Below are 18,150 nucleotides of genomic sequence, written 5' to 3' on the forward strand. Positions count from 1 at the left end.
TAGGTTGCAGCGCTTGCGCATTAGCCCTGAAAATGTTTACCATTTGGAAACTATGTTCTAGCAGTATTGGCTGGCAGAATGCGGCTCTTGCATGGGTCAGAACTGTAGCTTGCCGAATTTCGTAATGAGACCTGATTGAGCTCAATGATGCGTCTGCACACCGCCACTTTGCTGATTGCCACCACTGCCCTTCTGGCAGGCTGTAACGACACGCTTGACAGCGTGGGCGATAAAAAGCTGCCGAGCAACATTTCCAACAAGGTCGAGCAACCACTGCCCTCGTCCATTCTGGCCGAGATGAAAGCCAAGGGCATGGAGCGCAACTCGCCGATTGCCATTCGCATTTTCAAAGAAGAAGGCGTGTTGGAGATCTGGAAGGCCAAGACCGATGGCCGCTATGAAAAAATCGCCAGCTACGAGATTTGCGCCTGGTCTGGCAGGCTTGGACCAAAAGAAAAAGAAGGCGATCGGCAAGCGCCGGAAGGATTTTATAATCTCACCCCTGCCAATCTGAACCCCTATTCGAAATATTACCTCGCCATCAACACCGGCTTTCCCAATCGCTATGATGCGGTCAACAACCGCACCGGCAGCAATCTGATGATTCATGGGGCCTGCTCGTCATCCGGTTGCTATTCGATGACGGATGCGCAAATTCTGGAAATTTACGCCTTTGCGCGCGACGCCTTCCGCGGTGGTCAGCAAACGGTGCAGCTGGAAGCCTTTCCCTTCCGCATGACGGCCGACAATATGGCGCGTCACCGCTTCAGCCCGCATTATGGCTTCTGGCAAATGCTGAAGGCGGGATACGATCAGTTTGAGATTACCAAACAGCCGCCGCAGGTTGCGGTTTGCGACAAGAAATACGTGTTCAACAAGCAGGTTGACGGCGGAAAAGGCCTGAACCCGGCCGGGGCCTGCCCAGCCATGAGCACACCACCGCAATTGGTTGCGGCTGTCGCGTCCTACAATGCTGCTTATGATCGTGATTACGCCAAGGCGTTGAAGAAATACGCCGACAAGGTCTGGTATGATCCCACCGAGGCCGAGCGCAAGGCGCTGGTTGCCAAGCTGAAAGTGGGGCATGATCTGGCATTTGCGCCAACCGGATCAGCCTTGAAGGCCGGAAAATTGCTGGAACTTTCGCAGGTAGACGACCCTGCCAACCCGGTTATTGATCCGAACAAGGCCAAGACACCAGCCCTTTTTGCCTCGCTTGATAACTCCAGCAAGACGTCAAGACTGCCGCAAGATGCTGGCCCGACCGTTCAATCGGCCAATGCCGTCGATGCGTCGTCCACGGCGACTGTACCCTTGCCTGCCGTCGGGCCGGTTCCCACGGCCAACCCGATCTTGCCAGCGCTGCCGCAGCCAACCGCTGTGGCCATGGATGCGCCAGCAGAGCCAGCGGCCAAGCCATTCTGGAAATTCTGGGCATCAAAGTGAGGGATGCGCTTGAGCAAGCTTATGACCTCAAAGGGCTGAAATGCCCTTTGCCGGTGCTAAAAACCCGTAAGCGTCTGGCCACCATGCACAGTGGGGCTGTGCTGGTGGTGGAAACCACCGATCCACTGGCCGTGATCGACATTGCGCACCTATGTCAGGAAGATGGCCACACGCTGCGCTTGAGCGAGAAAACGCCCGACGGCCATCGATTTGAGATCATCAAGGCATAGACTGGTTCAGAACTTCATGCCCGGCACGGCCAAGGGATTATCTTCCAGCGCCTGCCTGTCTGGGCGATCCACCGCCACCTTGCCTGTGAAAGCATCAAACAGATCGCGAACATAACGCTCATCCAGCCCGTCGGTGATCATCACCAGACGGCTGCGGCGGTCTGACGGATCAGGCCAGGCCGCAAGACGATGGGGCGGATGAAAAATCGCCTGGACCCCATGCACCACCACAGGCCGCTCCGGCTGATCCTTCAGGCCAACAATGGCCTTCATGCGCAGCATTTTCTCGCCATGCGCCGAACGCATCAAATCGATAAACATATCAAAGGCGCGCGGATCGATCAGCTCATCATGGAGGATGGAGAAAGAGCGAATGGTATCGCCATGGCGGTTCACATCATGATGATGGTGGTGGTGTCCGTGATCTTCATCGTGATGGTGGTGATCATGGTGATCGTGCGCATCTGCATGCTCTTCATCATGCAGCCAGCGCGCAACATCCGGGGTTTTGCTGGCGGGGTCATAAAGCCCGTTTTCCAACATCGCCACGCTCCCTGCCTCATCACTGTCACCATTGGTGATGGTCGCGCGGGGATTAAGCGTTGAGAGCCGCTTCCTGATCTTGTTCAGGGTCGCACTGTCGGCAAGGCTTGCCTTGCTCAAAATAAGCCGATCCGCCACCGCCACCTGCCGAACTGCTTCCGGATAGGTGTCGAGTGTCGTCAATCCATTGACGGCATCCACCACTGTCACCACGCCTTCGAGCTGGAAAGACTGCGATAGCACGGGATGACCGAGCACAGATTGCAAGACCGGCGCAGGATCGGCAAGGCCGGTGGTTTCAATCACCACCCGCGACAGGGTTTTCACCCGGCCTGTCTGGAGAGCATCCAACAATTCGGCCAGCGTATCGATCAATTCGCCGCGCACGGTGCAGCACAGACAACCATCGGAAAGCTGCACAATCGAATCGCTCGATGATTCCACCAGCAGGTGGTCGATGCTGACCTCGCCAAACTCGTTGATAATCACGGCGGCATCGCGCATGGCCGGATCTTTCAACAGCCGGTTCAACAAGGTCGACTTCCCAGCGCCCAGAAAGCCCGTCAAAATCGAAACGGGAATACGATCCGCAACAACAGCCATTTCGCCAACCTTCTCAAGCTCAGGAGCACCGACAGGGAACCTGTTTCGCACACATCAAATGCGAAAACACATCTGTCCGTGCAACGCCTCCCATTGCGCGATGTAATACTATAACGCAGCTACAAATCAAGGCCACATTCTGCCAGGTTCAGACCAAACCTAAAGCTGTGGCCTTGGTGTTGGAATAGGAATATTGCCGCTGATCACACCGGGCGCTGGCTCTGGTGGTTCTGTGCCGGGGATAAGACCGGCGAATACGGCAACCGGCGGAGCCGCCATTTCATGGATATAAGGCGATTGCAGCTTCATCCGCCCCGCCTCGTCACGGGTTTCAGAGCGCCGTTTACGCGCCTCTGTCGAGCACATCTGAGCCGAGACATCGTTCACAGCATCAAGACCTTCGACACTATCGGGCCGAAGCGCCGAAAGCGGCTCGCCCGTGGCGCGTGGCATATTGAAATATTTTTGCAGCAAATCGGCGGACATATCCGCCCGCTCCGCCAGGCTGTCAGCCCCAAGAACCACCGAGAGCAAAGTGCGGCCATTGCGGGTGGCCGACGTGATCTGATTAAAGCCAGAAGCGCAGATATAGCCCGTTTTCATGCCATCTGCGCCGTCAAACCGGCCAATCAGCATATTGACGTTGGGGTAAATCTTCTTGCCGGTGTTGATCGCTTCGATCTTGAAATAGTTGGAATACTCTGGAAACTCACGGCGAATGGTCACGGCAAGAACCGCAAGATCACGTGCGGTGGAATATTGCCCTGGCGCTGGCAGACCATTGGGATTGACAAAATGGGTTGACGTCAAGCCAAGCCGGGCTGCCTCGGCATTCATACGGTTGACGAAAGCCTCTTCACTGCCACCGACATTTTCGGCAACCGCCATGGCAATATCATTGGCCGATTTCACCAGCATCATCCGCAAGGCGCTATCCAGCGTCATCTTTGAGCCGGGCTTGAAATACATCTTGCTGGGCGATTGCGATGCCGCAAGCGCACTGAGCGTCACAACGCTGTCCAGCTTCACTTCGCCGGCCTTCAAGGCTCGAAAAGTGGTGTAGGCCGTCATCAGCTTGGTCAGCGATGCCGGATACCACTTTTTGAAACTGTCACGATGCTCCAGCACCGTCATGGATCCTACATCGACCACCAGAACAGGATTGGCAAATGCCGCTACAGGCAGCAGGGCAATAAGCGTGGTGAGCGTGATCAAGACGCGCCTGAAGGCGCTAGGCTGGCCGGACAATGACATCTCCTTAACGTAAATCTGTAACGGGCCGCATCGAATTCATCTCGTAACGAGCGACTTTATGTCCTATATGTTGCAGCAATGGCAAAGCATACAAGCCACGTCAATCGCAACCGAGTGATAAAAGAGCCGGGAAGCACCCGGTTCAAACGCATGTGATCAGGAACTTCAATGCCTATCTTGAACCGCGCCGCCGAATTGCAAGCCGATGTCACCGAATGGCGACATCATCTGCATGAAAACCCGGAAATTCTTTATGAGGTCCACGAGACAGCGGCCTTCGTAGCAGAAAAGCTCAAGGAATTTGGCGTGGACGAGATTGTCACGGGCCTTGGGCGCACGGGCGTTGTCGGCCTGATCAAAGGCCGCGGCAACGGCAACAACGTGATTGGCCTTCGCGCCGACATGGACGCACTTCCGCTAAAAGAACTGACCGGCAAACCATGGGCGTCCAAAACCGATGGCCGCATGCATGCTTGTGGTCATGATGGCCACACCGCCATGTTGCTGGGTGCGTCAAAATATCTCGCCGAAACCCGCAATTTCAACGGCACTGTTGCCGTGATCTTCCAGCCCGCTGAAGAAGGTGGCGCGGGGGCCCTGGCGATGGTTGAAGACGGTTTGATGGATCGCTTCAACATCGCGGAAGTCTATGGCATGCACAATATGCCGGGCATGCCGGTGGGCACATTCGCTATCCGCAAGGGCGGCATCATGGCGGCCCCCGACAAGTTTTTCATCACGATTACCGGCCGCGGCGGCCATGCCGCAGAACCACACCGCGCCATTGATCCGATTGCCATTGGGGCGCAGATTGTCAGCAATTTGCAGCTGATCACCGCGCGGTCCGCCAATCCGGTGCGCTCGGTTGTGGTCTCCGTCACCCGCTTTCAGGCTGGCACCACCCATAACATCATCCCCGAGACGGCAGAACTGACCGGCACCGTGCGCACCCACGACGATGAGACCCAGGATCTGGCCGAGCGCCGCATCCGCGAAATCGTCGAGGGCATTGCATCTGCCCATGGCGCAAAGGCCGAGGTGATCTATGAGCGCCCCTGCCCGGTCACCAGCAATCATCCGCAGGAAACCGACAATGCAGCGCGTGCAGCCATGGCCATTGTTGGTGAAAACAATGTCAACACCAATGTGGACCCCTCCATGGCAGGCGAGGATTTTGCCTTCATGCTTAAAGCCCGCCCCGGCGCCTATATCATGATTGGCAACGGCGATACGGCAGGTCTGCATAATCCAGCCTATGACTTTAACGACGAAGCCATTGGCTATGGTATTTCCTATTGGGTAAAGCTGGCCGAGCAACGCCTCGCCGATTGATCATCACACTACAGCGCGCGCGCCAAATATGGCGCACGCGCTGTAGTTCTTTAAATCTGCTGCATAATTTTGCCCCTAAATCCACTCGGATTTAAGGAATTATGGAGTAACAAAACCCTTGGCGAACGCCCAAGGGTTTTGTATGTAACGGATGAGTGGTTCCGTAGCTCAGCAGGATAGAGCATCAGATTCCTAATCTGAGGGTCACGCGTTCGAATCGCGTCGGGATCACCATTTTCTTCCAGAGCGCTATCTCCTATGGAACCCCATTGCTGCTCCCTTAAACAGGAAAGAATTGGCAGCAGCATCGATGCCCAGCCCATGGCAAAACACGTGCGAAATTCGGTGTTTTCTCATCATGCCGACACAAAGAAGCTATAATTCAACGATTGGACAGATGCGGGGGAGTAAGCTAGCCAAATATTTTTTGGCGATTAAGGGTTTTGTTGAGATATTTTCACTCGCTTTTTGGAATTAGCAGCTACAGTCGTTGAAAGGGGGTAGCTCACCCCCTAAACTAATGCATCGGCGAGGACGTGAAAACGCACGTTCGGAAACGTTCGATGCGCAAACAAATATATAGCATCGTGCCGGTTCTGATTGTCTGCGCGATGCTATTGCATAATTCCTTAAATCGGAGTGGATTTAAGGAATTATGCAGCAGATTTAAAGTGTTACAGCGTCCTTTATGCGCCATATATGATGAGAGGCGCTGTAAGGGGCCGTGGCAATACGGGCTTTATCGCCAGCATTGAGAATTCGGAGTATGCAGGTGACTGTGAGAAGTGCAAAGACCGAGGCTGTCGCAAAACCTGCCTCTTCTCCCGTGGTACGCAGAGCGGCGTCGGACCGTCATGCGCTTGTCGCTCCAACCTCCGCAGCCCGCTGGTTGCTGGTGGCCGTTTTGCTGGCCAGCGCCTATTTCTTCTATGGCTTTCTGGTGCCGCTGCTGGCCGCAATGGTGATTGGCTTCGCCAGTTGGCCCTTGTATCGACGCCTGCTGAGCGCCGTCGGCTACAACAGAACCATCGCTGCCACCATCGCTATTATTCTGGTTGTTTCATTCATCGTTGTGCCCCTTTCACTGGCAGGCATCTACGCTGTGGCTGAAATCAAGACCTGGGGAGCCTGGGCGCTCAAAGCCAACGAACTTGGCGCACCTGTGCCGCTGTGGATTCAACAGGTTCCCTTTGCTGGTGCATGGCTTGCTGCCCATTGGGATCAATATGTCGGCCATCCGGGTGCACTTGGCGAATTGGTGCAACTGATAAGCGGTGCCAATATTGGTACCATCTATCGCGGCATTCTGGTCATTGGGGCTTCGGCCTTCCACGGCGTGTTAACCCTGCTTTTCATGCTGATCTCGCTGTTCTTTATCTATCGCGATGGCGAGCGGATCGTGGAACAAGTGGATATTGTTGGTGAACGTATTCTGCCCGGTCGTTGGGAGCGCGTTTCGCGCCTGGTGCCGCTCACCATCAGCTCAACTGTTACAGGCATGACCGTTATTGCCATTGGTGAAGGCATTGTGCTGGGCATCGCCTATTGGATTGCAGGCGTCCCCTCACCCGTTACGCTTGGCATTATAACCGGCTTTATGGCCCTGATTCCGGGCGGAGCACCGCTATCCTTTACATTGGTATCCATCTATCTCGCGGCTCGCGGTACCGTCGTTGCCGGCGTCGCTCTGCTGGTTTGGGGATGCGTGGAGCTTTTCATCGTCGATAAAACCCTCAGGCCGCGCCTGGTCGGGGGCCCGATCAAGCTTCCTTTCCTGCCGACCTTCTTTGGCCTGGTCGGCGGCGTCAAGACAATGGGATTGCTTGGCCTGTTTGTGGGACCGGTTCTGATGGCTATTCTTGTGGCAATCTGGCGCGAATGGCTGCTTGAGGCGCGCCAAGAAGCCTCCGAAATCAAGTAGAGAGCGTCAGCGGTTTGGAACAAGTCGTTACAGCGCCGTGCGTTTTATAAAACGCACAAAGCACTCTGTAACGCTTTAGTTGATATAACCCAGACGAATAGCCTTGGCGATGGCCTGAATTCGGTTCACCGAATCCAGCTTGATGGTTGCAGATCCCAGATATGCATTCACGGTATGAACCGACAGGCCGAGATTGTCGGCAATTTCTTCGCTAATTCGACCATCCCCTGCCAATTGCAGACATGCAATTTCTCTATCGCTGAGCGCCTCCGATTGCGTCATCTTGCGTTCGCTCATCGAGAGGATGTCCATCATCAGCTTGCAGCTGCGATTGTGGAGATCAATAATCACTTCGCTGCTCAAATCGTCAGAGCTGCTCATCCCAAACACAACAAAACCGTTACCCACAGCCCCCAGCCGAACCGGGAAAGCCAAGCCAGCGAAGGGGAGATTGGCTGTTGGGAGGCGTGACACAAAGGCACCAAAATCACTACTGGTGCAGCTTATGGCATCGTTCTTTGCATTCCACATCAATGGCAAAAGCAAATCATCGATATGACTGAGCAGCAAATCACCATAGCAGGCCACAAAGGCATCACTGTAACTACCACCCGCGCCACCCGCAGCCCAGCTCTCGCACTCACAAGACAGTACCCGTTTGCGCGGCAATCCAGATCCGGTGACACGAAATACGGCAAAGCTTCGTGCTTGAATAAGCTTTTGCATAGCAATCAACTTGGGGAAAATATCACCTCGGCTGGACATGATCCTGCTTTTCAGCTCGGCTCCCATGCCACTTCTGCCGCTCGACATTTCTCCATTGAACGCCATAAATCGCCTCTTAAACCAGGTTGTTCCGAACAGCGTAAGCGATTGCTTCGGATCGGGTTTTCGTCGCCGTCTTCCGCATCACACTGGTAATATAATTGTTAATTGTATTGCGCGAGATGCCCAAAATCGTGGCGATTTCATCGCTGGTCTTGCCTTCGGCAATCCAGAACAGGCATTCAAGCTCACGTTCTGTCAGCTCAAAATCCCGATCTGCTTTTTGAGAACGGCCTGCGGAAAGGCTTACACAATACGCGGCCAGCAAACCGACATCGCGCAATCGATCCGGGGAAATCACGAAGCCATCGGGCAAAAGCAGAACCAACGCGAGGCGTGTGCGACCAACATTGAACATCACGGAGCAATATTGACGGCTGGCGCCGGCTGGCACATCGATATTGGTCGGCAAAAGGACAAATTTGGCCTGGAGAAGGCCCATGCACTTTTCAAGTTCTGTTGCACGGGAACACGAACCGGCGAGTTCACTGGCGAGACTGCGGGCCAGATCAAATGGCCAATCCGCCGTCACAACAAAGTCCAGGCCCTGCTCCTGAATGAGATCATAACGCGCAAGCAAATAATGTGAAGCACCGGCATAATCTGCCAGAATTCGCATGGCAACGGGAAGATTTCCCAAGGACGCCGCGGCTGAAAGCTGCTTGATCATGTGATCTCGCAACCTTTGACCGTTGCTCCTGTCCGCCATGACAGGATTCCGGATCCCTAGATCACCCACCGGCGCCAGGAGTTCCACATTCATAACGCTCCCCTTTCAAGGGATGATACGGCACCTCTCGTTATGCTTTACCGCGGAAGCCGCCATTTCCGCAGTGACGCTCATCACAACACGGCACATTTCAAAAAATGCACAAAACATGCTGTAACACTTGAAATTTGTTTCATAACCCCCTCAAACCGAAGGATTCAGGGGCAATGCTGCGACCCGCGAAATGCGCGAATCACCTGAACCTATTCTAGGTAAAACTTCGTTAAACACCACTAGGGGAAACGCAGAAGGTGTGGCTTATGAGCATCATCCAAAAGGAAGCTGCGCGAACGAAGGTCCGCGCAGCAAAATTGAGACAGGATATGGGGGGCGTTTAGGCGGCCTGTTCCACAGACCATTTCCGAAGTATCTTGGCAGCACGCTCTTCAGAAATCTCAACCATGCGTGCCAGTCTGCGTTCGGGCCCTTCTCTAACCCGACGATTGAAGCCACCGTTTGGATCATTATCAAGGGCGAGAACATCATCGGCACTATCAAAGCCGAAGTCAGAACCAAACCCATCCATAAGGCCAGCACCACCGGCATCGAGATCAAGACCTGGCGAGAAGTCGGGAAGCTCCAGGCCTGCCGCGGCATCAGCACCACCCTCAAGCGCCAGACCACTACCACCACCCATCGAGCGGACCATTGGACGAATGCCCATCCAGACGACCAGGAAAGCAACGGCAAGGAAAGCAAGCGAGTTGATGATCCCTGCAAGGTTGCGGCTCAAGATTTCCATCACGGTTGGGCCAGTCGGTGCTTCATCCAACAGCTGGTTTTCCAGGAAGTCCATCGGTGTCACGGTGACAACGTCGCCACGCTTGGTATCGAGACCGGCTGCCGATGCGACAATTTTCTGCATCTCGGCCAGGTAGGCATCGACTTTGGCCTGATCGGCAGGTTCGCCAACCATAGCGGCGATACGCTGCCTGTTCACCACAACCGCCACCGACAATTTCTCAAGCTTATAGCCTGTTCTTACCGTCGCAGTGGTGGTCGAATTGATTTCGTAGTTGGTTTGCTCTTCTTTTTTGTCCTGCTGATCAGATGATTCAGGTCCGCCGCCACCGGCCTGCGGTGCGGCCTGCGGAATGTTCTGCTCAACGGTTGCCGCGGTATCAGATTGCTTCTGCTGCGACTTCTGCGCTTCTTTGGTGGTGCGAACCGAGCGCTCAACCTTCGAATCAGGGTCATAAACCGTCTGCTGGATTTGTTGCTGATCCGTATTCAGCTGCGCAGTAACGCTGGAGCGGAAGTTGTCCATGCCCAGGAATGGCGCAAGCGCTTTATCGATGTTCGATTCGATTTCCTGCTGAACAGATTGGGTAACACCCAAATTGCGGTTGGCAGCACCGCCCGTTTCATCGCCAGATGCCAACAATTGACCTGTCGAATCCAGGATGGTCACGTCGTCAACTTCAAGGCCGGGCACAGCCGAAGCCACCAGATGGCGGATCGAAGCGGCAACTTTGCGGCCCGTGGATGTGCTGGCGCGGATCATAACCGAAGCCGTCGGCTTCTGCGTGCCGCGCCTGAAATCGCCAACATCTGGCATAACGATATGCACACGAGCGGCAGCGACACCGTTGATCTGCTGAATCGTGCGTCCGATTTCGCCTTCAAGAGCCCGCACGCGGGTCACTTCCTGCATGAAGGATGTCAGGCCCAGAGAGCCAACATTATCGAACAGCTCATAGCCAGCATTGGTACTGTTGGGCAGGCCACGCTCGGCCAACATCAACCGGGCTTTCCCGGTCATGCCAGCTTCAACCTGAATGCTTTTGCCATCCGTCCCGGTCGCAAAATTGATACCGGACTCGGCCAAAGCCATGCTGATCTGGTTGATATCGTTCTTTTCCAAGCCAACATACAGCGTTTCATACGCCGGTTTGTTGACGAAAAAAGCGGCACCTATGATCAACGCCACAGAGACGACACCGACACCACCAAGCGTCCATAGCTTCGTCGGACCCAGGGATGATAGGTTTTTGAAGACTTGTAGTAATTGATTTAACAGATTCATTCTGTCTCGCACCGTCAATGAATGAGGTTACGGCATTTGCCTTATTCGAGACATTAGAATTTGAAACTTGCGCGAACGTTTCGCTTAAGCAGAAACTGAAAATAGATCTCGTCGGTCATTTGCATGCTGCCCGCAGGAGCGGCCATAAAGATACAACCCATGACGAGATCGCTTTTTTCAGATGAAGGTGCCACCGTGATAAGCATCAGAGATGATGAGGAGGCTGGTGTTTAAAGCGCCGTGCGCCGTACATGGCGCACAAAGGACGCTGTGACACTCTAAATCTACTGCATAATTCCTTACATCGATTCCGATTTAAGGAATTATGCAGTCGTGATCAGAATTAGAAGAAATCGAAGTCTCCAGCAACCTTGGTGAGTGGCTGGGAATGGCCATGGCGCAAGCCGTCGCCGAGCGCGCGTTTCATTTCGCTCAATTTCACCAGGCTCAAGGCTGTGGTCATATCCACTGTCCATTCATTGGAAACGTCAGCGGTAATTGTGTCAATAAATTCGGCAAGCCCTCTCGATTTCTGCACAGCGAGGTCAATGCCCTGCAAGACTTTAAGAGTGTCTGGATTTTCCATGGCTGCGGGGCCAGCAATATCAAGTAGCTGAGGCTCGATTCGCTCAATCAGATAGGCCACGTCGTGCAATTCCGTCACGACACGCATCAGAATTTCTGGCAGTGATTCTTGCATGCCCGTAACCTCCAGAGCCAAATACTTCCGAATGACATATTCTCGGACTGTTTCCTTCAACCCAAAACAGATCCGCGTACAATTTTCGTCGACAACGGGATCAATCTCCCTTTCGACACATCTCCTTCACCAAAACGCGACCCGGCAAAATCATGGGTCCCAATCCTGGCGCGGCCCAGACACAGGAAAACGAATCCTTTGCCTTGCCTTCTCACTCCTTGAGCGCGCCTGAAATCATTTTTCGGCGTCGGCTCACCCCCAAACCACCCCAAGCGCAAGACCGCGCAAGGCGATGCCCTTAAAAGAATTCGATTGAACTTTCGACCGGCTTCTGAACTGGCGCTGGACGCTGCTGCTCCTGAGCGACCGTCTTTTGCGTTTCTGCACCTGTGAGAGGATACTGACGAGCACGGCCGCTTACAGGCCAAAACTCCAGCTTTCTGCCATGTTCGCCGCCGGTTGAGGAACCAACAACTTTGATGCCTTCATCTCTCAAAAACTGCATCGCAAATGCCGCGTTCTGCTCGCCGACATTCGAGAATGTTGCAATCGTTTTGGCTCCGCCAAAAACTTTCGCTTCAATGCGTTCGCGCTTTGCGCCCTTTTTCAGGAGACCGTTGATCAACAACTCCATCAAATGAACGCCATAGCGGGTTGCATCGCCACCGCCCATGCCGGGGTTTGCAGACCCCGGCAAAAGGAAATGGTTCATACCTCCGACGCCAGCGACTGGATCACGCAAGCATGCAGCGACACAAGACCCCAGGATGGTTGACAGGACCACATTCGGGTCACTGATAACCTTATATTCTCCTTGAATAATATGAACCCTGCGCGCCGCAGCTTCGTTCGTCATTTTAATGCTCCGAAAACAGCTTCAATGGCCGCCTTCATCTTTTCGATGGTAAACGGCTTTGCCAGAACGTTATTGGCACCCAGTTGCGCGGCTTTCTGCACCAGCGCTCTGTCGCCCTGAGCCGTCAGAATGATAAACGCCGCCTTTTTGGTGGTGGGATTGCTTCGCACCGCCTGAAGGAGCCCAAGACCATCCATCTTCGGCATGTTGAAGTCAGAAATCACGAGATGATGAGGCTGCTGCGCCATGATCTTCATGCCCTGTTCGCCGTCACCGGCGGCAGTGATCTGTTTGAAACCAAGCTGCGTCAGCGCATCACTCAAGAGCAAGCGGCTGGTCACCTGGTCGTCCACAATGAGGACTTTGATTTTCTCTGCTATTGACATTATTCCGAACCTTCTTTCCGTGCGGCCGTAAGTTTTAGAATTTCTTCGCCGATTGAGCCAAGCGGCAATTGATGCTCTACAGCGCCCAGTTCATGGGCGACGCGCGGCATACCATAGACCACACAGGTCTTCTCGTTTTGCCCGATTGTTCGGGCACCTGCACTTCGCATTTTAAGTAATCCTGACGCCCCGTCTCGCCCCATACCCGTGAGTATGACACCAACGGCATTCCGTCCAGCCAGTTCTGCAACCGAGTCAAACAAAACATCAACTGAAGGGCGATGTCCGTTGACCGGTGCGGATTCGATCAGTCGGCAACTTGGGGCGGAGGGGTTAACCACCTGCAGATGCCGATCCCCACCGGGAGCAAGATAAATCCTGCCAATTTCCAGGCGGGCACCATCCGTTGCTTCCTGCACGATAGGGGCGCAGAGACGATTGAGCCGTTCCGCGAAGCTCTTGGTAAAGGTCGGCGGCATATGTTGCGTAATCACCGTCGGCGGGCAATTTTGTGGAAATTTCTGAAGCACAGAAATCAAGGCTTCCACCCCACCCGTCGATGAACCGATCGCAACAATCTTGCGCCCAACCCGAAAATCTGTTGCTGGCTTTGCCGCAATGGCCGCAGGACCGGCAACACGTCGCTGCGAGCGCGCCGCCGCTTTTACTTTTTCTGCCAGATCGCCAAAGGGGCGAGCATCGCCCGGCATGGGCTTGCCAACACAATCGAACGCGCCAATTTCCAAAGCGGCCAGCGTGGCTTCAGCACCGCGGTGGGTCATGGTCGAAACCATGATCACCGGCATCGGCCGCAACCGCATGATCTTTTCCAGAAATTCGAGGCCATTCATATTTGGCATCTCGATATCCAGCGTCACAACATCCGGATTCAACTTCTTGATGGCAGCGCGCGCTTCCATGGCGTCGCCAGCCTGACCGATGACACTGACATCTGGATCTGAATTGAGAACGGCAGTGATCAATCCACGCATTGTTGCGCTGTCATCGACCACCAGAACGCGCGCACGTGACATCATGTTTTGCGCCCTCCAGACTTGCCAATATATTTGTAGGTCGTAATGCCTGTGTTGTCGAAAAGGTTCTTCGGATCGCCCGAAACCCGCTCGGAATGACCGATATAAAGATGACCACCCTCGGGCAAAAGCCCGGCAAATCGCGACCAGATCTTCACTTGTGTTGGCTCGTCAAAATAAATCACCACGTTACGGCAAAAAATAACATCAAAAGGACCTTTGAATGGCCATTGCGCCATCAAATTCAACTCATTGAAGGTGATCAGGCGCTTAACCCGATCATCAATCTGAAATTTGCGACGACCACCAATGTCAACTTCCTTGAACCACTGCTTGCGCATGGCCGGATTGACCGTCTCCAATGCGGTTTCGTCATAAGCACCGGCCCGCGCCAGCGCAAGGATCTTCGGGTCGATATCTGTGGCAAGAATGCGGAAATCATAGTCCATCACGTTCTGCAACATCGACAGAACCGTCAGGGCGATTGAGTAAGGCTCCTGACCATCCGAACACGCTGCCGACCAGATCCGAACGCGCCCACCGGCCTTGGCACGGGCAATCAAGCCCGGCAGAACCTCGGTTCGCAGGTGATCGAAATGATGGTTTTCACGGAAAAACCGCGTGAAATTGGTGGTCAAATGCGACAACATTTCACGCCGCTCAGCCGCCCCTTCCGGAGACGCCACAAGGGCGCAATATTCGCGGAAGCCACGCAGACCCAAATTGCGAATGTGCTTGGACAGCCGCGAATACACCAAAGACGCCTTCGAGTCGTTCAATGCAATCCCGGCATCGGCATAAATCATCGCCGCAATTTCGTTCAGGTCACGGCGTGTCAGCGGATATTCACCACTTGCCATGACCTCATCATCCGACTGGCGGCTATTCGAAGAAAATGTCGGTGTCATGCCGCTTCGCTTTCAGATTGTGGTAGAACGCCTGTCCAGACGATGAAACAGAAAATCCATTTATCGATAGTCAGAACATCTCGACCATATTGACGTCCAGGAGAGGATGGAGCCTTGAGTAACCGCAGCACCAGAAGCCTTGAAACCAGGTGGAGGATCTCAAAAACCACATGACACAAATTCATAATTCCCATGATGTCCCCATCAGCTTGGGTGCAGGTGTGAGCAGGCTTTGCGCCCGCCTTCCCGCTTACCGACAGACTATTCACGCAGGAATCCCGGTCGCTTCTGCAAAGAGCGCTGCGCTTTATTGCCTTAGCACCAGAATTCTTGCGCACAAACACCATGATATTATCCCGCAACTGCCAGAGACATTTCCTGCCTGAGGGATTGGCCCCGAGACGCGGACACAACAGCATCCACATCCAGAATAAGAGCCACACGGCCATCACCCAGAATGGTTGCCGCAGCAATGCCAGGCACATGTGTATAGTTCGCTTCAAGAGACTTGATAACGACCTGACGCTGGCCTTGAATGGCATCAACCATCAGCGCGCGCTGACCGCCGCCTTCAGATTCGACCAGAAGAGCAACGCCATCCACCGGATTGGCCTGACTGGAGCGGAAATTCAGAATACGGCCGACATCAACCAATGGGCAGAAGCTGTTGCGGATCGAAATCAACCGCTGATTTGCACCAAACGAGTGAATATTGGCAGCTTCTGGCTGCAAGGTCTCAACGATCGCCGTCAACGGTACAACCAGCGTCTGACCAGCAACGGTCACCACCATGCCATCAAGAACAGCAAGTGTGAGCGGCAAGCTCATGGTGAAGGTTGAGCCATGGCCCGGACGAGAGCTGATGGAAATACGGCCGCCAAGAGCTTGAATGGAGCGCTTGACCACGTCCATGCCCACGCCGCGACCCGAAATATCCGAAATCTTGTCGGCGGTTGAAAAGCCCGGCATGAAGATCAGATTGTCGATTTCTTCATCCGACAAATTGGAATCAGCGGCAATCAGATCATTGTCGATTGCTTTTTGACGCACGCGCTCACGATTGATGCCCGCTCCATCATCGACAAGCTCAATCACAATACGGCCAGAACGATGTTTCGCCGTCAGCTTGACTGTGCCTTCGGGATTTTTCCCGGCAGCAACACGCTTTTCAGGCGTCTCAATGCCGTGGTCCACAGCATTTCTAATCATATGCGTCAGAGGTTCAGCGAGCTTGTCGATAACCGTTTTATCAACTTCGGTGTTTTCACCTTCTGTGACCAATCGAATGGTTTTTCCAACCATATCAGCCACTTCGCGAACAATACGTGACATGCGCTGGAAGACAGGCTTCACCGGCTGGGCGCGGATGGCCATAACCGAGTCCTGAATCTCGCGAGTCAGTTGCTGAAGCTCTTCCAGCCCCATGTTGATCGATGATGTGCCATTGGTGTCATTCTCGATCACGCTCTGCGACAGCATGGCCTGATTGATAACCAATTCGCCAACCAGATTGATCAGACGGTCAACACGGTCGAGATCAACGCGGATGGTCTGACCGGCCGCAGACGCAGCAGCCTGATTTTGGGCCGCAGCGGCGGCCGCAGCGGCAGCAGCAGCAGGCGATTCCTTTTTCGGCTTGGCAGCAGCGGCAACAGCATTGGCAACACTGGTCGCGGTTTCCGCCGCTTCAACAGCCTGTTCGGCCAGGCTCTGCGCTTCGCTTTCCTCAGAGGCTTCCCCATCATCCAGAATCGACAGGTCAAACGGAACAGGCACCATCGGACGCTCGTCTTCCGCTTCACCCTCAGGCAACTCTTCCAGAAGCTTTACCTCAAGTTCGCAATCCCATTCGGCAAATTCAAAAACCGTGCGAACACTTTCTTCGCCCTTGTCAGTCTTGACCACAACCCGCCAAGAAAAATAGGCGGATTCCGGGTCCAGCATGTCCAGCGTCGGAATAGTGTCGATATTGCAATACAGGCTGACTTCACCAACGCGAGACAGATCGCGCAGAAGCAGAGTTGCGTCATTGCCCTTGGAGTAGAGATCGGCGCGCGGCTTGAACAGCACTTCAAACGACATCGACGTATCAACCGGCGCTTCTTCGCCGAAACCTTCAAACGTGAAAGGAATTGGCTGGAAGCCACTGTCATCGCTTGGTGCAGGTGCGGGCGCAGCGGCTGGAGCGGCTGCCGGCTTTGCAGCCGCCTTGGGAGCAGGGGCTGGAGCAGCTGACGGAGCGGGCGTTTCGCCATTGGCAAGCGCTTCAAGCTCCTTGACCAGACCACTGGAGCGAGCCTCGTCCACGCTACCGCCGTCTCTGGCCGCATTGGTCAAATCCGCCAGCACGTCGGCCGATCGGAGCATCACTTTCATCAGTTCCTGATGTGGTTCGAGCCGATTGGACCGAACACCATCAAGCGTGGTTTCAAACACATGCGCGAAGGCAACGAGATCGTCGAGACCAAACGCACCAGCGCCCCCTTTGATGGAGTGAACGGCTCGGAAAACGGCGTTCACCGTTTCGGGGTCCCGGTCCCCATCATTCATTTTCAGAAGGCCCGATTCCAATTCCGCGAGCTGCTCCTCGCATTCCTGGAAAAAGATCTCTTTGATTTCGTTCATATCCATCGCGGGAAACCCTGTTTAAGCGGTTACACGTTCAATCGCATCAATCAGCTTGGTCGGATCGAATGGCTTGACAATCCACCCGGTCGCACCTGCCTGACGAGCACGATTCTTCTTTTCCGCATCACTTTCGGTGGTCAGAACAAGGATCGGCACTGCGCGGTATTTTTCATTCCGGCGCACACCCTCGATAAAACCGAAACCGTCAAGACGCGGCATATTGATGTCGGTCACGATGACATCAGGATTACATTCCTCAAGAACCTCAAGGCCCTCGACACCGTCTTCTGCCTGAATGGTCTCAAAACCCGCATTGTTGAGGGTCACGAGAAGCATGTTGCGGATGGTTCTGGAATCATCCACAGTTAGGACTTTTTTCTTCATTGCCGGATCTCCGTCGCGACCAGTTGGTCACTGTTCAAACCTAAGAGTTGCAGGGTTTTGGTGAAGGCATCAGATGCCTTCGTGATAGAAAAGGACTGTTTGTCAGCCTCCCAGGTTTTCACACCTGAGAAGAGTACCTGTACGCACAACGTGCCCATGCGCTCTACGCTGGACGCATCAATCTCAACGGAAGAGCCTCGCAAGGACAGAAGCTTGTCCTTAAGCTGAGATGCTTCATTCAAGTCTAGAACCGATGCCAGCTTCAATTGCTTCGATGCGCCTGTTTTGCTCGCCATAGGCTGTTT

The 18,150-nt window shown here is 54.2% G+C and carries 18 protein-coding genes and 1 tRNA gene; 5 read left to right on the plus strand and 14 right to left on the minus strand.

Translation table 11 applies throughout. From position 1 onward, the window contains the following. Nucleotides 1-147: 147 nt before the first annotated feature. Nucleotides 148-1,446: a L,D-transpeptidase family protein gene (locus E6C51_RS09930; RefSeq protein ID WP_190236022.1), complete on the plus strand. Its 1,299-nt coding sequence runs from the start codon at nt 148-150 to the stop codon at nt 1,444-1,446. After that, the gene (locus E6C51_RS09935; RefSeq protein WP_146934639.1) at nt 1,443-1,676 is read left to right on the plus strand and encodes a sulfurtransferase TusA family protein; all 234 of its coding nucleotides are present in this window, start codon (nt 1,443-1,445) and stop codon (nt 1,674-1,676) included. The genes E6C51_RS09930 and E6C51_RS09935 overlap by 4 nt, the downstream gene beginning before the upstream one ends. A 6-nt stretch (nt 1,677-1,682) precedes the next feature. Here E6C51_RS09935 and E6C51_RS09940 read toward each other — a convergent pair whose 3' ends face one another. Beyond that, nucleotides 1,683-2,822, minus strand: coding sequence for a CobW family GTP-binding protein (locus E6C51_RS09940; RefSeq protein ID WP_190235844.1), 1,140 nt, complete (start codon nt 2,820-2,822; stop codon nt 1,683-1,685). Nucleotides 2,823-2,981: 159 nt separating this feature from the next. Beyond that, nucleotides 2,982-4,076: a D-alanyl-D-alanine carboxypeptidase family protein gene (locus tag E6C51_RS09945; RefSeq protein ID WP_146934634.1), complete on the minus strand. Its 1,095-nt coding sequence runs from the start codon at nt 4,074-4,076 to the stop codon at nt 2,982-2,984. 168 nt (nt 4,077-4,244) lie between these two features. Between E6C51_RS09945 and E6C51_RS09950 the strand changes: the two genes are divergently transcribed. The 3 genes from E6C51_RS09950 (at nt 4,245) to E6C51_RS09960 (ending at nt 7,329) form a co-directional block, all read left to right on the plus strand. Beyond that, nucleotides 4,245-5,408 carry a M20 aminoacylase family protein gene (locus E6C51_RS09950; protein WP_146934631.1) on the plus strand — a complete coding sequence of 388 codons (1,164 nt, stop codon included), beginning with the start codon at nt 4,245-4,247 and terminating at the stop codon, nt 5,406-5,408. Nucleotides 5,409-5,565: 157 nt separating this feature from the next. Then, nucleotides 5,566-5,642: transfer RNA gene (locus tag E6C51_RS09955), tRNA-Arg, on the plus strand. A 532-nt stretch (nt 5,643-6,174) separates the two neighbouring features. Next, a complete protein-coding gene (locus E6C51_RS09960) occupies nt 6,175-7,329 on the plus strand; it encodes an AI-2E family transporter (protein ID WP_146934628.1) in 1,155 nt (384 codons plus the stop codon). A gap of 75 nt (nt 7,330-7,404) precedes the next feature. Here E6C51_RS09960 and visR read toward each other — a convergent pair whose 3' ends face one another. From visR to E6C51_RS10020, 12 genes are all read right to left on the minus strand, one after another. Next, the gene (visR, locus tag E6C51_RS09965) at nt 7,405-8,142 is read right to left on the minus strand and encodes a transcriptional regulator VisR (protein WP_146934934.1); all 738 of its coding nucleotides are present in this window, start codon (nt 8,140-8,142) and stop codon (nt 7,405-7,407) included. Between the two features lie 28 nt (nt 8,143-8,170). Then, nucleotides 8,171-8,863 carry a transcriptional regulator VisN gene (visN, locus tag E6C51_RS09970; protein WP_230987213.1) on the minus strand — a complete coding sequence of 231 codons (693 nt, stop codon included), beginning with the start codon at nt 8,861-8,863 and terminating at the stop codon, nt 8,171-8,173. 394 nt (nt 8,864-9,257) lie between these two features. Further along, nucleotides 9,258-10,949: a flagellar basal-body MS-ring/collar protein FliF gene (gene fliF / locus E6C51_RS09975; protein WP_146934623.1), complete on the minus strand. Its 1,692-nt coding sequence runs from the start codon at nt 10,947-10,949 to the stop codon at nt 9,258-9,260. A 343-nt stretch (nt 10,950-11,292) separates the two neighbouring features. Continuing rightward, nucleotides 11,293-11,649, minus strand: coding sequence for a chemotaxis protein CheT (gene cheT, locus E6C51_RS09980; protein WP_146934620.1), 357 nt, complete (start codon nt 11,647-11,649; stop codon nt 11,293-11,295). A gap of 298 nt (nt 11,650-11,947) precedes the next feature. Next, nucleotides 11,948-12,505 carry a chemoreceptor glutamine deamidase CheD gene (gene cheD, locus E6C51_RS09985; RefSeq protein ID WP_146934617.1) on the minus strand — a complete coding sequence of 186 codons (558 nt, stop codon included), beginning with the start codon at nt 12,503-12,505 and terminating at the stop codon, nt 11,948-11,950. After that, complete coding sequence (locus tag E6C51_RS09990) at nt 12,502-12,891, minus strand: response regulator (RefSeq protein ID WP_075641526.1); 390 nt, start codon at nt 12,889-12,891, stop codon at nt 12,502-12,504. The genes cheD and E6C51_RS09990 overlap by 4 nt, the downstream gene beginning before the upstream one ends. Further along, nucleotides 12,891-13,928, minus strand: coding sequence for a protein-glutamate O-methylesterase CheB (gene cheB / locus E6C51_RS09995; protein WP_146934615.1), 1,038 nt, complete (start codon nt 13,926-13,928; stop codon nt 12,891-12,893). Before cheB ends, E6C51_RS09990 begins: the two co-directional genes overlap by 1 nt. After that, nucleotides 13,925-14,833 (minus strand): protein-glutamate O-methyltransferase CheR, encoded by a 909-nt coding sequence (cheR, locus tag E6C51_RS10000; protein ID WP_146934612.1) that lies wholly within the window; start codon nt 14,831-14,833, stop codon nt 13,925-13,927. Before cheR ends, cheB begins: the two co-directional genes overlap by 4 nt. Continuing rightward, complete coding sequence (locus tag E6C51_RS10005) at nt 14,830-15,180, minus strand: hypothetical protein (protein ID WP_146934609.1); 351 nt, start codon at nt 15,178-15,180, stop codon at nt 14,830-14,832. The genes cheR and E6C51_RS10005 overlap by 4 nt, the downstream gene beginning before the upstream one ends. 4 nt (nt 15,181-15,184) lie before the next feature. After that, nucleotides 15,185-17,464: a chemotaxis protein CheA gene (locus E6C51_RS10010; RefSeq protein ID WP_146934606.1), complete on the minus strand. Its 2,280-nt coding sequence runs from the start codon at nt 17,462-17,464 to the stop codon at nt 15,185-15,187. 15 nt (nt 17,465-17,479) lie between these two features. Beyond that, nucleotides 17,480-17,845, minus strand: a complete 366-nt coding sequence (gene cheY1, locus E6C51_RS10015; protein WP_006726298.1) for a chemotaxis response regulator CheY1 — start codon at nt 17,843-17,845, stop codon at nt 17,480-17,482. Then, entirely contained in the window at nt 17,842-18,141 is a 300-nt protein-coding gene (locus E6C51_RS10020) for an STAS domain-containing protein (RefSeq protein ID WP_146934602.1), read from the minus strand. Before E6C51_RS10020 ends, cheY1 begins: the two co-directional genes overlap by 4 nt. Nucleotides 18,142-18,150 lie beyond the last annotated feature (9 nt).

Origin of the sequence: Gillisella terrae (genome assembly GCF_004801395.1) — a bacterium.
Classification (GTDB): Bacteria; Pseudomonadota; Alphaproteobacteria; order Rhizobiales; family Rhizobiaceae; genus Allorhizobium; species Allorhizobium terrae.

Coding starts and splice junctions, on each gene's coding strand:
- E6C51_RS09930 (WP_190236022.1), top strand. CDS start 148: ATGCGTCTGCACACCGCCACTTTGCTGATTGCCACCACTGCCCTTCTG.
- E6C51_RS09940 (WP_190235844.1), bottom strand. CDS start 2,822: ATGGCTGTTGTTGCGGATCGTATTCCCGTTTCGATTTTGACGGGCTTT.
- E6C51_RS09945 (WP_146934634.1), bottom strand. CDS start 4,076: ATGTCATTGTCCGGCCAGCCTAGCGCCTTCAGGCGCGTCTTGATCACG.
- E6C51_RS09950 (WP_146934631.1), top strand. CDS start 4,245: ATGCCTATCTTGAACCGCGCCGCCGAATTGCAAGCCGATGTCACCGAA.
- E6C51_RS09960 (WP_146934628.1), top strand. CDS start 6,175: ATGCAGGTGACTGTGAGAAGTGCAAAGACCGAGGCTGTCGCAAAACCT.
- visR (WP_146934934.1), bottom strand. CDS start 8,142: ATGTCGAGCGGCAGAAGTGGCATGGGAGCCGAGCTGAAAAGCAGGATC.
- visN (WP_230987213.1), bottom strand. CDS start 8,863: ATGGCGGACAGGAGCAACGGTCAAAGGTTGCGAGATCACATGATCAAG.
- fliF (WP_146934623.1), bottom strand. CDS start 10,949: ATGAATCTGTTAAATCAATTACTACAAGTCTTCAAAAACCTATCATCC.
- cheT (WP_146934620.1), bottom strand. CDS start 11,649: ATGCAAGAATCACTGCCAGAAATTCTGATGCGTGTCGTGACGGAATTG.
- cheD (WP_146934617.1), bottom strand. CDS start 12,505: ATGACGAACGAAGCTGCGGCGCGCAGGGTTCATATTATTCAAGGAGAA.
- E6C51_RS09990 (WP_075641526.1), bottom strand. CDS start 12,891: ATGTCAATAGCAGAGAAAATCAAAGTCCTCATTGTGGACGACCAGGTG.
- cheB (WP_146934615.1), bottom strand. CDS start 13,928: ATGATGTCACGTGCGCGCGTTCTGGTGGTCGATGACAGCGCAACAATG.
- cheR (WP_146934612.1), bottom strand. CDS start 14,833: ATGACACCGACATTTTCTTCGAATAGCCGCCAGTCGGATGATGAGGTC.
- E6C51_RS10005 (WP_146934609.1), bottom strand. CDS start 15,180: ATGGTGTTTGTGCGCAAGAATTCTGGTGCTAAGGCAATAAAGCGCAGC.
- E6C51_RS10010 (WP_146934606.1), bottom strand. CDS start 17,464: ATGGATATGAACGAAATCAAAGAGATCTTTTTCCAGGAATGCGAGGAG.
- cheY1 (WP_006726298.1), bottom strand. CDS start 17,845: ATGAAGAAAAAAGTCCTAACTGTGGATGATTCCAGAACCATCCGCAAC.
- E6C51_RS10020 (WP_146934602.1), bottom strand. CDS start 18,141: ATGGCGAGCAAAACAGGCGCATCGAAGCAATTGAAGCTGGCATCGGTT.